Origin of the sequence: Sphingomonas sp. 7/4-4, from assembly GCF_027941955.1 — a bacterium.
GTDB lineage: Bacteria > Pseudomonadota > Alphaproteobacteria > Sphingomonadales > Sphingomonadaceae > Sphingomonas.
Genome location: NZ_CP115960.1, coordinates 1571740 through 1585817 on the forward strand (window position 1 = coordinate 1571740; position 14078 = coordinate 1585817).

Annotated in this window: 11 protein-coding genes, 1 tRNA gene and 3 pseudogenes; 7 read left to right on the top strand and 8 right to left on the bottom strand. The window is 65.1% G+C overall.

Annotation, left to right across the window (positions count from 1 at the left end; genetic code table 11):
• Positions 1-144: 144 nt before the first annotated feature.
• Complete coding sequence (locus PIB19_RS07950) at positions 145-1509, top strand: cation:proton antiporter (RefSeq protein ID WP_271240357.1); 1365 nt, start codon at positions 145-147, stop codon at positions 1507-1509.
• Positions 1510-1574: 65 nt separating this feature from the next.
• Here PIB19_RS07950 and PIB19_RS07955 read toward each other — a convergent pair whose 3' ends face one another.
• Both PIB19_RS07955 and PIB19_RS07960 read right to left on the bottom strand, forming a co-directional pair.
• Positions 1575-2048, bottom strand: coding sequence for an AtaL-like protein (locus PIB19_RS07955; RefSeq protein WP_271240358.1), 474 nt, complete (start codon positions 2046-2048; stop codon positions 1575-1577).
• Between the two features lie 23 nt (positions 2049-2071).
• Positions 2072-2935: an NmrA/HSCARG family protein gene (locus tag PIB19_RS07960; protein WP_271240359.1), complete on the bottom strand. Its 864-nt coding sequence runs from the start codon at positions 2933-2935 to the stop codon at positions 2072-2074.
• A gap of 105 nt (positions 2936-3040) precedes the next feature.
• Here PIB19_RS07960 and PIB19_RS07965 point away from each other — a divergent pair, with 105 nt between their 5' ends.
• Complete coding sequence (locus tag PIB19_RS07965; protein WP_271240360.1) at positions 3041-3934, top strand: LysR family transcriptional regulator; 894 nt, start codon at positions 3041-3043, stop codon at positions 3932-3934.
• Positions 3935-3978: 44 nt separating this feature from the next.
• On the opposite strand, the gene PIB19_RS07970 is transcribed toward PIB19_RS07965, so the two are convergent.
• From PIB19_RS07970 to PIB19_RS07985, 5 genes and pseudogenes are all read right to left on the bottom strand, one after another.
• Positions 3979-5472, bottom strand: coding sequence for a tryptophan halogenase family protein (locus tag PIB19_RS07970; RefSeq protein WP_271240361.1), 1494 nt, complete (start codon positions 5470-5472; stop codon positions 3979-3981).
• Positions 5473-5680: 208 nt separating this feature from the next.
• A complete protein-coding gene (locus PIB19_RS07975; protein WP_271240362.1) occupies positions 5681-6670 on the bottom strand; it encodes a hypothetical protein in 990 nt (329 codons plus the stop codon).
• Positions 6622-6768, bottom strand: coding sequence for a DUF6471 domain-containing protein (locus PIB19_RS23575; RefSeq protein ID WP_443018742.1), 147 nt, complete (start codon positions 6766-6768; stop codon positions 6622-6624). Before PIB19_RS23575 ends, PIB19_RS07975 begins: the two co-directional genes overlap by 49 nt.
• Positions 6769-6906: 138 nt before the next feature.
• Positions 6907-7228: pseudogene (locus tag PIB19_RS07980) on the bottom strand (DUF2218 domain-containing protein).
• A gap of 64 nt (positions 7229-7292) precedes the next feature.
• Positions 7293-7898 (bottom strand): PadR family transcriptional regulator, encoded by a 606-nt coding sequence (locus tag PIB19_RS07985; protein ID WP_271240363.1) that lies wholly within the window; start codon positions 7896-7898, stop codon positions 7293-7295.
• A 126-nt stretch (positions 7899-8024) separates the two neighbouring features.
• Here PIB19_RS07985 and PIB19_RS07990 point away from each other — a divergent pair.
• The 5 genes and pseudogenes from PIB19_RS07990 (at position 8025) to PIB19_RS08010 (ending at position 11216) form a co-directional block, all read left to right on the top strand.
• Positions 8025-9348 (top strand): annotated as a pseudogene (locus tag PIB19_RS07990) (replication-associated recombination protein A).
• The gene (locus PIB19_RS07995; RefSeq protein ID WP_271240364.1) at positions 9345-9578 is read left to right on the top strand and encodes a DUF7336 domain-containing protein; all 234 of its coding nucleotides are present in this window, start codon (positions 9345-9347) and stop codon (positions 9576-9578) included. Before PIB19_RS07990 ends, PIB19_RS07995 begins: the two are co-directional and overlap by 4 nt.
• Entirely contained in the window at positions 9571-9918 is a 348-nt protein-coding gene (locus tag PIB19_RS08000; RefSeq protein ID WP_271240365.1) for a hypothetical protein, read from the top strand. Before PIB19_RS07995 ends, PIB19_RS08000 begins: the two co-directional genes overlap by 8 nt.
• Positions 9919-10206: 288 nt before the next feature.
• Positions 10207-11123: pseudogene (locus PIB19_RS08005) on the top strand (hypothetical protein).
• A gap of 17 nt (positions 11124-11140) precedes the next feature.
• A tRNA-Thr gene (locus PIB19_RS08010) sits at positions 11141-11216 on the top strand.
• 37 nt (positions 11217-11253) lie between these two features.
• Here PIB19_RS08010 and PIB19_RS08015 read toward each other — a convergent pair.
• Positions 11254-14022, bottom strand: a complete 2769-nt coding sequence (locus PIB19_RS08015) for a TonB-dependent receptor (RefSeq protein ID WP_271240366.1) — start codon at positions 14020-14022, stop codon at positions 11254-11256.
• Positions 14023-14078 lie beyond the last annotated feature (56 nt).

Sequence of the window (14078 nt, forward strand, 5' to 3'; positions counted from 1 at the left end):
CTGTGTGCACGACACGCAACAGAAACATCCGCCCGGCCGGAAAAATGCATGGTCCTGCATAGATTGCAGTTGCGCCGGTCTCCCACGCTGCGCTCCTTGGGCCCACGCGACAGGCACAGAAGCTGCCGTCCGAGGGGAGGCCATATGCTCGATATACTGCACAACGCCTGGTTCACGCTGACCGACGTGCTCAGTCCGCACGGTCCGGCCGTCAATGCCGCGAAGACCTATTCGCCGGCGGACTTCAGCGTCCATTTCTTCCTGCAGCTCGCAGTGATCATCCTCGCCTGCCGCGTCGTCGGCTGGCTGGGCCAGAAATTCCTGCACCAGCCGCAGGTCGTCGGCGAGATGATCGCGGGCGTCGTCCTCGGGCCGTCGCTGCTCGGGCTGCTCTTCCCCGATCTCCAGCTCGCGATCTTCCCCAAGGAGACGCGCAACGTCCTCTATGTCGGCGCGCAATTGGGCGTCGGCCTCTACATGTTCATGGTCGGCCTCACGCTGCGCCTCGACCATTTCCAGTCCAAGGCGAAGAGCGCCGCGAGCGTCTCGGCCGCCGGCATCGCCGCGCCGTTCCTGCTCGCCGGGCTGATCACGCCGTTCCTGCTCACCGTGCCGGGTCTCTTCACGCCGGGGATCAGCCAGTTCAACGCGACCCTGTTCATGGGTGCCTGCATTGCGCTGACCGCCTTCCCGATGCTCGCACGGATCATCAACGAACGCGGCCTCGCCAATTCGTCGCTCGGTACGCTGTCGCTCACTGCAGGCGCATTCGACGACGCAGCATCGTGGTGCGTGCTCGCCGTTGTGCTCGCCACCTTCGGCGCGGGCCCGGGCGTCGCGGTGATCGCGATCGGCGGCGCCGTCCTCTACGCCGGCTTCATGATCCTCTACGGTCGCAAACTGCTCGCGCCGCTGGGCCGCGCAGTCGAGAAGCGTGGCGAGATGAGCAGCCAGGTGCTCGCGATCACCATGCTGCTCTTCTGCCTCTCCGCCTTCCTGATGGACGCGATCGGCATCCACGCGATCTTCGGCGGCTTCCTGATCGGCGCATGCATGCCGCGCGGCCTGTTCGTCGAGGAACTGAAGCGCAAGGTCGAGCCGCTCGCGGTGGTCCTGCTGCTGCCGATGTTCTTCACGTATTCAGGGCTCAACACCCGCATGGACATGGTCAATTCGATATCGCTGCTGCTGATCGCCCTGGGCATCCTCGCAGTCTCGGTGCTCGCCAAGTTCGGCGCCTGCTATGCCGCGGCGCGCCTCTCGGGCGAAGACAACCGCACTGCGCTCGGCATCGGCGCGCTGATGAACTCGCGCGGGCTGATGGAGCTGATCATCATCAATATCGGCCTGCAAAAGGGCATCATCGGCCCGACCCTGTTCTCGATGCTGGTGCTGATGGCGATCGTCACCACCGTGATGGCCACCCCGGTGTTCGAGGCGGTCTATGGCAAGAAGGCCCGCGAGACCGGCGAGCTCGACCAGATCGACGGCCGCCTCGCCACCGCCTGAAGTTCCTCCCTGTGCCCGCCCCGCGCGCATCGCGGGGCGGGTATTTTTCGGGAAGAACCTCACGATCAGAGTTTGCCCTCCGCGAGCAGCTCGCGGGTGCGCTTCAGTGTCGAAAGCAGGGCAGCCTTATACCCGTTGGCGCCGTCGAGTTGGGCCTGATCCGCTTGCTCCTCGGGGCTGTTCGGCGCCTTGTCGCGCAACCCGAGATAGCAATAGAAACGCAGCTGAAGCGCGCCGTCCTCGTCCTCGTAGAGCGCGTTGACGATCACGCCTTCGCGCGGGCCGGCGGCCTGGAAGAAGGTGACCTTGCGCTCCTGCTCCAGCACGACGATCTCGCGCAGATCGGCTCCGCCGATCGTGGCCTCGCGGACGAAATGCGTCGCGCTTTCCTCCACGACGTCGCACCGGGTGCAGAGGCCGGGAGGAAGGAACAAGCGCGCGTCGCGGGCCTTGAGCTCGAGGCCCGCCCAAGCCTGCGCACGGGTCAGCCTGGTTTCGCCCTCGGGGTTCACCGGAACGGTGGCGGTCGAATAGATCATGACGGATCTCCTTATGCGTTGGTTCAAGCTGCGATTTCGGCGGCGAATTCGCGATAGGTGCGCAAGGGGCGGCCCAGCAGCTGAGTGAGGCGGTCGACATCGCCGGCGGCGGGGATCATTCCCTCGGTCTGGAAGCGCTCGGCCATCAGGCGCATGTCGTACGCCGTCCAGCTCGGCATGAACTGCCGCAGATTCTGCTCGAACCCGGCGGTATCGTCGCCCGGATAAGCGATGGGGCGGCCAAGAACGTCAGTCCAGATCGCCGCGACGTCCGCACCCGTCAGGGTTTCGGGACCGACGATCGTGATCCGCTCGAGCGGAAGCGGCGTGCTCGCCTGCTCGCGGCGGACCAGTTCGATCGCCGCGATCTCGCCCAGGTCGCGTGCGTCGATCATCGCGAGCCCCTTGCCGCCGATCGGCATCGGATACACGCCGTACCCGGTCACCACGTCCTTGATGGTGGCGTCGTTCTGGATGAAATAGGCAGGGCGCAGGATCGTGGCGTTGAAGCCCATCTGCTCGATCATCCGCTCGACGCCGAACTTGCCCGCGAAGTGGGGCACGTTGACGTACAGATCGCTGTGGATCACCGAGAGATAGACGATCCGCTCGATGCCGGCTTCGCGCGCGAGATTGAGCGCGATCAGCGCCTGCGTGAATTCGTCGGCCGCCACTGCGTTGAGCAGGAACAGCGTCGAGACACCCGAGAAAGCACTGCGCAGGGAATCGATGTCGAGCAGGTCGCCCTGAACCACGGCGACACCCGCCGGGAGGTTCGCTTTGGCGGGATCGCGGACGAGTGCGCGCACATCGGTGCCGCGATGGATGAGCTGATCGACGACGTGGCGTCCGACCTGGCCGGTAGCGCCGGTAACGAGGATGGTCATGGGGGTCACTCCTGGTTGATGCCAAATGGCATTCCCGGAAATTAGTGATCCACAGGCGCGCCAATAGACGCTATATCTGGACATACCGTCTCACTGGTGGAACACATGGACCTACTCGCCCTCGCCGATTTCAATCTCGTCGCCCGGCACGGCGGATTTGGACGCGCCGCGCGCGCCGCCGGGCGGCCCAAGGCCACCTTGTCCCGCCGGGTTGCGGAGCTGGAGGCAAGCATGGACGTGCGGCTGTTCGAGCGCGGCGCGCGCATGCTCAAGCTGACCGAGGAGGGACGCGCGCTCCATCAGCGGACGGGCGCATTGCTCACCGAGCTCAACGAGACGGCGGCCGCCATCGCTTCCGGCGGGCACACGCCGCGCGGGCGATTGCGGATCAGCGCGCCCCTGCTGTTCTCGCAGATTGCGATGGGAAAGCTCGCCGCCGGCTTCGCCGCCCGCTTCCCCGAGATCCGGCTCGAAGTGACCACCGAGGATCGGCCGGTCGACATGATCGAGGAAGGCTATGACCTCGTGATCCGAGTCAATCCGGCCCCGGACGAGAGCCTTGTCGGGCGCGCCTTTCTGCGCGATCGGCTGGTGGTGGTGGCGAGCCCGTCCGTCGCCCGGCCGGCAGACGGCATTGCAGCACCCGCGGTCGTACGCGGATCGTTCGATCAGGTGGGGGACTGGAACGTGAAGACCCCGGACGGGGAATTGCGCATCGCAGTCGAGCCGGTCCTCAGCGTGTCATCGATGGTCATGAACCGCGACGCGGTCCGCGCCGGGGCCGGCGTCGGGCGCCTTCCCGTCTCGCTCGTCAGCCACGACCTCGCTGCCGGGACGCTGGTGCATTGGGGCGACATCGACGGACCGGAAATCGCCTTATGGGCGCTCTATCCCTCGCGCCGCCTGCTCAGCGCCCGCGTATCGGCGTTCCTCGACTATCTCAAATCGGCCTTCCCGACCGGAGAGCCCGACGAACTGGCCGCCTTCCTCGCCGGGTGAGCCAGGTCAAGCCCCCGGCGACGCCCCTGCGTTGATCTCGCGGATCAGCGCGCGGTGCCCCGGCAGATCCTCGGTCGCGCGTTCGCTGAACGTCCGGATCCGCGCGAACAGTTTCTCCGCCGCCTCGACATTCGGGAAATCCCCCGCCCCGAGGACAGGTCCGTCCGGAATTCCATCCCGTAGAGGACATATTGGTAATTGAAGAAGGCGAAGCTCTCGAGATCGAGGAGGAAGTCGAAGCGGCTCGGCGGGCGCCAGCGCCACTGATCGAGCAACTCCCGCAATGCCTCCGGGATCGATGCCGGATCGGCATTGTCGCGCCAGAACGGCTCCTGACGCCGGCTCAGGCAATAATGGAGCTTGAGGAAGTTGACGATGTTCGCATAGCGCCCGGCGATCAGCCGGTTGAACCGTGCCGCCGGCGCATCGGCGGGACCGTTGTGCGGATAGAGCTCCGCGATCATCGCCACCGCCGCCTCGATCAGCACCACCCCGGTCGATTCCAGCGGCTCGAGGAACCCGCCCGACAGGCCGACCGCGACGCAGTTCTTCACCCATTGCGCCTCGCGATAGCCGGGCTCGAACGGAATGATCCGCGCCTTGTAATCATCATGGCCGATATAACCGCGCAGCACGGCGGCCGCCTCCTCGTCCGACATATGCGCCGACGAATAGACGCAGCCGATGCCGCGCGCGCCTTCGAGCCCGATGTCCCAGGTCCAGCCCGCTTCGTGCGCGGTGGCGATCGTGAAGCTCTCCAGCGGCGCGTCGGGCCGGTCGTACGGGATCTTGCAGGCCAGCGCGCGATCGGTGAACAACTGGTGCTTCACCGATTTGAACGGCGATCCCAGCGCCTTGCCGATCAATTCGGCGCGGAAGCCCGAGCAATCCACATAGAGATCCGCTTCCAGCGCTCCGTGCGCATCGGTGCGGATGCAGGCGATGCTGCCGTCCTCCGCCAGCTCGACGCCGGTCAGCAGCCCGCGGAGATGGCGCACGCCCAGTTCGACCGCGCGCGCCTCGAGCACTTCGGCGAGCCGCCGCGCGTCGAAATGATAGGCATAGTTCAGCGGCCCGGCATAATCGCCCTCGCCCGCTTTCTTGGGCGCGCGGCGTGCCTCGGCGACGCGGTTCTGGATCGTCATCGCCTCGGCGAAAGGCGGTCGCGTCGCTTCGTCCTGGAGCAGCCAATACGGCACCAGGCTCCCGCCCTCGGTATAGAAGGGCGCCTCGAACGGATGGAGATAATGGTGCCGCGCACCGTCCGGCCCGGGCGCGTGCAGCCAGTCGTCGAAGCGGATGCCCTGCTTGAACGTCGCCGATGCCGCGCGGATGAAATGCGTCTCGTCGATGCCGAGGAACTGGAGCGTCGAGCGGATCGTCGGAAACGCGCCCTCGCCCACGCCGATGATCCCGATCTCGGGCGATTCGAGCAATGTGATCGCGATCCGCCCCTCGAAGAAGCGCGCGAGATAGGCCGCGGTCAGCCAGCCCGCAGTGCCTCCCCCGACAACGATGATTCCCCGCTTATCCGGCATTCCCGCCTTGCTAGCAGCGGGTGGCGGGCGTGAACAGGCGGGCCTTACATTCGTCCCTCGTGAAGCGGGGGAGATGGCGTGCGCAGCATAGCCGGCATTATGTAGCAAATGCATCAAGGCGGTTACGGGTGTCATCACCCGCGAGGCAACCGTCTGCCTTTGTGACGTGCCGCCGCAAATAGGGAGCTGGAGCGTGTCTAAAAATTCTCTACGCGGGTGGCTGAAGTCCGGCAGCTAGTCCGGCTTGTTTAATATCCTCAGGCATGGCGGCCCATCGCGCCAAATCTTCTCGGCGGCAGTCCTCGTCGGCGCAGTTGTAGCTCTTCCAATGTCGATAGTTGACGCTAGGTGGTCCGACGGGGTCAGCGGGGTCGCCACTAAAGTTGGTCAGCTCAATACAAAATCTGGTTTCGTGTGATCGCCCGAAAACATCTTTATACCGGGCGCGTCCGAAGAAGAATAGGAGCGACCTCCCGGAGAATACCTGTTCCAAGTGGTCAATTGGCACAATGGCTGGGCCAGCGCGTCGAGTGGAGCCCGGCCCCAAATAAAATTCACCGCGGATAATTTCCTTATCTTCAAAGGGAAACCAATCTGGGATGTTTTGATGAGGTCCGGCAGGTTCATCAGAGACATTCTGAAGCAGGAGGGTGTTGGTTGTAACGACGCAGCTAGTCGCCGGACTCTGGCCGGTATTTTTCCAAGGTATGTAGAACTGCCAAACATTCACGCTACCATCCTGAGCTTTCATCGCATAATGCTCGACGGTATCAGTAGAAACAAAGGCTCGTTGAACATCTTTCAAGCCTTGTTCGGCGATTCGATTACCTTTCCGAGTTTGCCCCAACGCGACGAGTACCAGAACAATTCCGATGAAGGAGAGAGCGGCGCCGGAAGCACTGACGTAGTTGGCAAAAATCGCGGCGTTTGCGGCCTTTTCCGTAGCGATAGTGGCGCGCCATTGAACACAAAGACCGGCTTTATCGTGATCAGATGCCTGATAGCAGTCTGTGGCTTCTTCTATGGGATGCGCTACGTAGTTTCCTAGCGCCGTCTCCGCCTTGTATCTCTCTTGGGAGGTGATAGGGTAATCACGGTGTTGGCCTGGTTGACTAGCCCATGTTCCTGCTAGTACTCCGTATCCGAACGCTAGGCATCCGATAACCGCAGCGATTGTTCCCCAATTGCTTCGAGACATTGAATCAAGAACACCGCTGTGAATTTGCCCCGGCTAATCTTGTTCCTGATATTCGGCTCGGAGTCTATAACGCTAATGTCAGCAAGCTTCCCGACCAGCTATGCGTAGGTAATGTTTCCGCGCTAGCTCCGCTTCCAGGAGGCGCGTCACAGTATCCACCCGGTCCCTTTCTGCACAAGCATTGTCGGTCGCTGCGCGAGCGGTCCCCGCTTCGCGAGGGAGGAATTGGTTCGTCGCTATTGCCAGTCGAACGCCAGCGGCGCTTCGCGGAACGCGAAGCGGTCGAGGTGGCGGGCCACTGCGCCTTTCAGCCCTTCGAGCTGCTCCTCGGACGACGCATCGATGCGCACCTCCAGCCCCGTCTCGGCGACGTTGAACGTCGCGACGGCGTCGCCCGGATGGTTCGCCCCGCGCGCGTCCCGGGGAAGATCACCGTCCCGTTCTCGGGGTGAACTCCACCTGGAGGTTGTGCGCCCAATGCTTGCACAATTGCTGGAGATATTTGCTCGGGCTCTCGGTCGGCACCAGTGCGGTTGCGCTCGAAGTCGTGATCGTCATGTCCCGTTCCTTCCTGGCGGCGCCAGCCCCAGCCGGCGCCGCAGCATCTCCAGTCACGGCATTTTCAGAGCCGCTCGATCTTCCGGGCCGCCTCGTCGAGAATGTCGGCGACCTGGTGCAAGGTCTCGGGATCAACTTCCGAACCGCCAAGTCGCTCCTGCAACACGGCGCGCAAATTGCCCATCGCACGGCGAATCGGGCCGCCGCTGGTGCGGGCATGGTGTTCGCCGAGCTCGGCGAGCCGCTGGAACAGCGCCTCGACCTCTTCGGCCTTCTCCTTGAGCTCGGCGCTGCCGGCCTCGGTGATCGCGAACGCCTTGCGGGTGCCGTCGGCCTTGGCCTCGACCTGGCCCATGTCGTCGAGCAAAGTCAGCGTCGGGTAGATCACGCCCGGGCTCGGGGCATAGGCGCCGCCCGAACGCTCCTCGATCTCGCGGATCAGGTCATAGCCGTGGCGCGGCTGCTCCTCGATCAGCTTGAGCAGGATCAGCCGCAGCTCGCTCCCGTCGAACATCCGCCGCCCGCGGCCGCCTTCGCGGCCTGGGTGCATGCCCCAGACGCCGAACGCCCAGGGGCCGCCGCGTCCCCAGCCGCCGCCGCGCGGTCCGCCATGCCGGCCGCCGCAATCCTGGCCGCGCTCGCGGCGGCCGTGGTGAAATCCAAATCGCATCTCAAATCCTTTTAGTAGCGAGTCGTGATGCGTCTAAGATATATCTTGAATGCATTTACGCAAGCCTCTTGCGGGTAATGTTCGTCACTTTTGTATCCGGGGGCCCGCGCGCCTATCTTGGCGGCGATGCCCGACCTCTTCGCCACCGACGAACAAACCGCTCCCGCCGAAGCTCCCACCACGGGCCCGCTCGCCGATCGCCTGCGCCCCCAGCAGCTCGATCAGGTCGTCGGCCAGGAACATCTCACCGGCCCGGAAGGCGCGATCGGCCGCATGGTCGCCGCGGGCAAGCTCAGCTCGATCATCCTCTGGGGGCCGCCCGGCACCGGCAAGACCACGATCGCCCGCCTCCTCGCCGACGCGGTGGGCCTGCGCTTCGTCGCGATCTCGGCGGTGTTCTCGGGGGTAGCCGACCTCAAGAAGGTCTTCGCCGAAGCCCGCGAATATGCCCGCATGAGCCGCAAGACCTTGCTCTTCGTGGACGAGATCCACCGCTTCAATCGCGCCCAGCAGGACGGCTTCCTGCCTTATGTCGAGGACGGCACCGTCACGCTCGTCGGCGCCACCACCGAGAACCCGTCGTTCGAACTCAACGCCGCGTTGCTCAGCCGCGCGCAGGTCCTGATCCTCCACCGGCTCGACCACAAGGCGCTCTGCAAGCTGCTCGATCGCGCCGAGGAGATCGAGGAACGCCCCTCCCCTCACGCCCGAGGCCCGCGACGCGCTGGTCGCCAGCGCCGATGGCGACGGCCGCTTCCTGCTCAACCAGGCCGAGACGCTCTTTTCGGTCAGCTTCGAGGCGCCGCTCGATCCCGGCGCACTGGGCGATTTCCTCCAGCGCCGCGTCGCGGTCTACGACAAGGACCGCGAGGGGCATTACAACCTCATCTCGGCGCTCCACAAATCGATCCGCGGCAGCGATCCGCAGGCCGCGCTTTACTATCTCGCGCGCATGCTCACCGCCGGCGAGGAACCGCTCTACGTGCTGCGCCGCCTCACCCGCGCCGCGGTCGAGGATATCGGCCTGGCCGACCCCAATGCGCTGGTCCAGTGCATCGCCGCGAAGGATACCTACGACTTTCTCGGCTCGCCGGAGGGCGAGCTGGCGATCGCGCAAGCGTGCCTCTATCTCGCCACCGCGCCCAAATCGAACGCAGCCTATGCCGCGCAAAAGGCGGCGTGGCGCTCGGCGAAGGAGACGGGCTCGCTGATGCCGCCGCAGAACATCCTCAACGCGCCCACCAAGCTGATGAAACAGATCGGCTACGGCAAGGGTTACACCTACGATCACGATGCCGAGGGCGGCTTTTCGGGCGACAATTACTGGCCCGACGAAATGGCGCCCCAGACCTTCTATAGCCCCACTGATCGCGGCATGGAAAAGCGCATCGCCGAGCGCATGGCGTGGTGGAGCGAGATGCGCGAGAAGCGGCGTGATTCCGGCGAATGAAGACGGTCTTTCTGCTTTGGCATTCGCGGGAGCTCGGCGATGGCGAGACGGACGATAAACTGGTTGGCGTCTATGGCAGCCAAGCCGAGGCTGAGGCGGCAGCCACGCGCAAGCTCGCGTTTCCCGGCTTTCGAGAGCATCCTGATGGGTTCGTCATAGACCGATACGAGCTGAACAAGGATGCCTGGAGCGAAGGATTCGGCGTCGAGCAGGAGCAGCGCGATGGATGATTGGGAAGGCGCCTGCGCCTTCGCCCGCACGCTGCCCGATGTCGAAATGGCGTCGTGGTGGGGCACGCTTTGCCCCAAGATCAACGGCAAGGGCTTCCTGTCGCCCGGCCGTGAGAAAGGCAGCTTCGCGCTGATGGTCGCGACGCCGGAAAAGGAGATCCTGTTCGAAACCGATCCGGACACCTTCTGGCAGACCGATCACTATGCCAATTACCCCATGCTCCTCGTCCGCTACGGCACCGACAGCCGCGAACGCGTCGAGCTCTACATCCAGCGCGCCTGGTGGGATCGCGCGAAGAAACCGCAGCGGATCGCCGCGGGAATGGCGGAGCGACCGTGAGCTTCGGCTGGGAAGAAGCGGTCGCCTATGCGCTCGGCTTTCCGGGCGTGACGATGGGCGCCGGCGCCAAAGGTTCAGTCTCGCCGCAAATCCGCGGCCGTCAGATCGTCTCGCAGGGGCGTGCAACCGGCACCTACGTCCTTCGCGCACCCGTGAGGAGATCGAGATACTCAAGGAGACCGATCCGGGAACCTTCTGGCAGACGCCGCAATATCAGGGCTGGCCGACCGTGCTGGTCAACGCCGCAAGCGCGGAGCCCGATCGAATGAAGCTGCTGATCGCGCGGGCATGGTGGGATCGGGCGAGCGGAGCGCAGCGCACCGCGGCGGGAATGGAAGCGCGCCCCTGAACTTCACCGATTTCATCGCGATCGACTGGTCAGGGCAAGCGGTCGAGCACCCCAAGGGGCTGGCCGTCGCACATGCCCGCGCGGGCACCGCAGCGCCCCAGCTGATCGACCGGCGCTGGTCGCGGCAGGACATCCTCGAATGGCTCGAACAGCTCGCCGCCGCCGGCACCCGGGCGTTGATCGGCCTCGATCTCTCCCCGCTTTCCCCTTCCAGGACGAAGGCGCCTATTTCCCCGGCTGGGATGCGTCGCCGCCGGACGGTCCCGCGCTCTGGAAGCTGGTCGACGATCTGAGCGCCGGCGATCCGCATCTCGCTGCGACCAGCTTCGTCGGCCACGCGCCCGCGCGCCGCCATTTCCGCCAGCGCGGCGACTGCGGGGACCTGTTTCCGCCCGGCCGCGGGCGCTTCCGGGTGTGCGAGCATGGGCAGGAAGCGATGCGGCTCTCGCCTTATAGCTGCTTCAACCTCGTCGGGGCGAGCCAGGTCGGCAAATCGAGCCTGACGGGCATGCGCGTGCTCCACCGTCTGCGCGGCAAGCTCGGTCTATGGCCGTTCGTGCCCCTGCCCGAAAGCGGCCCGGTGCTCGTCGAAATCTACACCTCCCTAGCCGCCCGTCTCGCCGGAATGCGCAAGGGCATTTCCAAGATCCGCGACGCCGAAACGCTCGACGCGATGCTCGCCGCGTTCGGATCCCAGCCGCACGCCCCGCTTGCCCGTTATGACGACCACGCCACCGACGCGATCCTCTCCGCCGCATGGCTTCGCGTCGCCGCGTCGCAGCCCGAACTTTGGGCCCCGACAGGCCTGACGCCCGATCTGGCACGAACGGAGGGCTGGACCTTCGGCGTTCCCTGACGCATGGAAACGCACGCGCCGGGTTAGCTCAGCTGGTAGAGCAGCGGTTTTGTAAACCGAAGGTCGCGGGTTCGATTCCTGCACTCGGCACCATCTTTCCGCGCAGGCCTGACCGCCTCGGTCGCCCGGCCTAGAACCGGGCGCGCACTCCCGCATAGAAACGGCGCCCATAGGTTTCGATGATCGTGCGGCGGTAGATGCTGTTCGCATTCTCCGCGCGCACTGCGTTGGTCAGGTTCACGCCCTCGAAGAACAGCGAGAAATTCTGGTTGAGGTTCACCCCTGCCGATGCGTCCACCTGGCCGAAAGCCTCGCCGAATTCGGGATTGTTGCCCCGCCCGCGCGAGGTGATCAGATATTTCGAGCGCCAGTTGTACGAGACGCGGGCGCTGAACACGCTGTCCTCGTAAAAGCCCGACAGATTGTAGCTGTGCCGCGAAAGCCCCGGGAAGGTCAGCGCCGAGCCGGTAAAGACGTCGCGATCGGCGTAGCCCGAGTCCTTCGAATAGGTGTAGTTCGCGATCACGCCGAGATTGCCGAGCGCGCCGGGCAGGAAATCTAGGACATATTGCCCGCCGACCTCGGCGCCGTTGATCGTCACCTTGCTCGTGCCGTTGACCGGGACCGTCACCGTATAGGTCACGCCGGTGGTCGGCTCGACATAGGCCTCGCTGCCGTTCTGGATGAACGAGCCGATCTCCTTGCGGAACAGGGTCGCCGAGATATAGCCGGTGCGATTGGGATAATATTCGATCCCGAAGTCATATTGCCGCGCGCGATAGGGCTCGAGGCCCGGATTGCCGCGCGAGCCGGTGAGGCCCACGGCGTCGAGCGCGAAGCGCGGCGCGAGCTGCGCCGGCGACGGGCGGGCGAGCACCTCGGTCGCCGTCGCGCGCAGCTGGAGCCGGCCGGGGATCAGCTCGGCCTTGAGGTTCAGCGAGGGCAGGAATTCGGTGTAATGCCCCTCGAACGACACCGGCGTCACGGTCCCGGCGCGGACCTGGAAGCCGTCCGAGGTGGTCCGCGTGTCGACCACGCGCAGGCCCGCCACGCCGGTCACCCGGATATCGCCGCCGAACGCGAACGCGGCCTGGCCGTAGCCGGCGAGATTGTCGTCCTTCACTTCCCAGGTGTCGAGCGGCACCGGATTGCCGAAGGGATCGGGGATGCCGACTGCATCGGCGACGTCCATGCCGAGATTGAGCCAGCGCCGGATGCCGCCGTCATAACCAAGATTGCCGTTACCGAAGAAGTCGTGGTCGCCCAGCGTCGCATTGGCGTCGATCAGATCGCGGATCTGCTGGGTGAGCTGCGCCGCGGGAACCGTCGAGACGGTGACGTTCGAGCTGACGCCGGTGGCATAGCTGTTGGTGATCGTGGTCCCGTTATACCCGTTCAGCGTGACTGAGCGGTCGAAATAACGGCTGTCCGCCGTCAGCACGCGCTTCTGGATGCCGGCCTTGAGCGACGTGAAGAACCCGCCATCGGGCTTGAACTCTGCGTCCAGCCGGCCGTCATATTCCTCCTGATCGTTGTAGCGCGGCCGGCGCAGCACGATCAGCTGGTTGAGGCCCTGCGACGTGGTCTGGTCGATCGGCAAAGTGATGTTGGGCGCCTGCTGGTCGTTGTCATAGTCGATCGTCAGCGACGAAATGCCGAGCGCCGCGGCGGTCGCGTTGATCTCGTTGTTATACGCACGCGACTTGGCATAGCCGCCGCGCGCCTGCAGCGTCAGCCGGCCGATCGTCCAGTCGAACCCGGCCTGGCCGTTGAAGGTGTTGCGATCCTGCGTGCCGAGGATGTTGCGGTAGCTGACAGCGAGCCCGTTCGGCGCCGCGAGCGCGCCGATGAAGCTTACGCTGGTCGCCGTGTCGTCGGGCCCGATCGTTGTGCGCGTCCGGTCGACGCCGCCATCGACGACATTCTGCACCGTGTTGAGCTGCAGGAACTGACTGTCGAGCGTCATCCGCGACTTGGTGTAGGTGCCCTCGATGAAGGCGCGGAAGTCGGTGTCGGGGCGCCATTCGAAGACACCGCTGATCGCGCCGCGCTTGGTCGACTCCCGGTTGATCACCGGGCGCGGAATGTCCGGATAAAAGTCGCCGCTGCCGTCGCCGTTGAGGTCGAGCGCCTGCACGCCTGCGGTCGCGGGATCGCGGTCGATCTGGCGCCAGCCGGTGGTGCGCATCTGATCGTACCACAGGCTGCGCTGCTCGTAGGTTGCCGAGACAAGGATGCCCATCGTGTCGTTGTTGAACAGCGTGCTGCCGATCAGCGCAAACTTGGGATCGATCTTGTCGGCGAGCGTGCTGTAAATGCCCTGCACCGATCCGGCGATGAACGGCTTCTTGCTGTCGAACGGACGACGCGTGATGACGCGGACCGTGCCGCCCAGCCCGCCTTCGGTCATGTCCGGCGTGGCGGATTTCACCACCTCGACGCGCGACACGAACTCGACCGGCAAGTCGCGGAACTCGACTGCGCGCCCGCTGCCGACCACCGTCGAGAGCGCGGTCTGGCCGTTGATCTCGACCCGGTTGAGCGACGGATCCGCGCCGCGGATCGACACGCTCTGCCCTTCGCCCGCCGCGCGCGTGATCTGCACGCCGGTCACGCGCTGGAGCGCCTCGCCGATATTCTTGTCCGGGAACTTGCCGATGTCCTCGGCCGAGATCGCATCGACCACCTGCGCCGAGTTGCGCTTGACGCTCTGCGCGTCGGCAAGGCTCTGGCGGATGCCGGTGACGACGATTTCGGCGCCCTCGTCCTGCGCCGCGGGTTCAGGGTCGGGTGCCGGCGTCTGCTCCGCGGTCTGGCCGTAAACCGTTGTCGAGAAAGCCAATGCCCAGGTCAGCGCGGCAGTGCCCGCCATAGAGCGAGTCGAACAACGAAACCTCATCACCTCTCCTCCCGCGCGCCTGCATGTAAGCAGTGTCGTCAGACAACGGCACTCGC

Bases quoted from the DNA above. Each gene is read 5' to 3' on its own strand.
- PIB19_RS07965 (WP_271240360.1), top strand. From the start codon at position 3,041: ATGGACCTACTCGCCCTCGCCGATTTCAATCTCGTCGCCCGGCACGGC.
- PIB19_RS07955 (WP_271240358.1), bottom strand. From the start codon at position 2,048: ATGATCTATTCGACCGCCACCGTTCCGGTGAACCCCGAGGGCGAAACC.
- PIB19_RS07975 (WP_271240362.1), bottom strand. From the start codon at position 6,670: ATGTCTCGAAGCAATTGGGGAACAATCGCTGCGGTTATCGGATGCCTA.
- PIB19_RS08015 (WP_271240366.1), bottom strand. From the start codon at position 14,022: ATGAGGTTTCGTTGTTCGACTCGCTCTATGGCGGGCACTGCCGCGCTG.
- PIB19_RS07960 (WP_271240359.1), bottom strand. From the start codon at position 2,935: ATGACCATCCTCGTTACCGGCGCTACCGGCCAGGTCGGACGCCACGTC.
- PIB19_RS07995 (WP_271240364.1), top strand. From the start codon at position 9,345: ATGAAGACGGTCTTTCTGCTTTGGCATTCGCGGGAGCTCGGCGATGGC.
- PIB19_RS07950 (WP_271240357.1), top strand. From the start codon at position 145: ATGCTCGATATACTGCACAACGCCTGGTTCACGCTGACCGACGTGCTC.
- PIB19_RS08000 (WP_271240365.1), top strand. From the start codon at position 9,571: ATGGATGATTGGGAAGGCGCCTGCGCCTTCGCCCGCACGCTGCCCGAT.
- PIB19_RS07970 (WP_271240361.1), bottom strand. From the start codon at position 5,472: ATGCCGGATAAGCGGGGAATCATCGTTGTCGGGGGAGGCACTGCGGGC.
- PIB19_RS07985 (WP_271240363.1), bottom strand. From the start codon at position 7,898: ATGCGATTTGGATTTCACCACGGCCGCCGCGAGCGCGGCCAGGATTGC.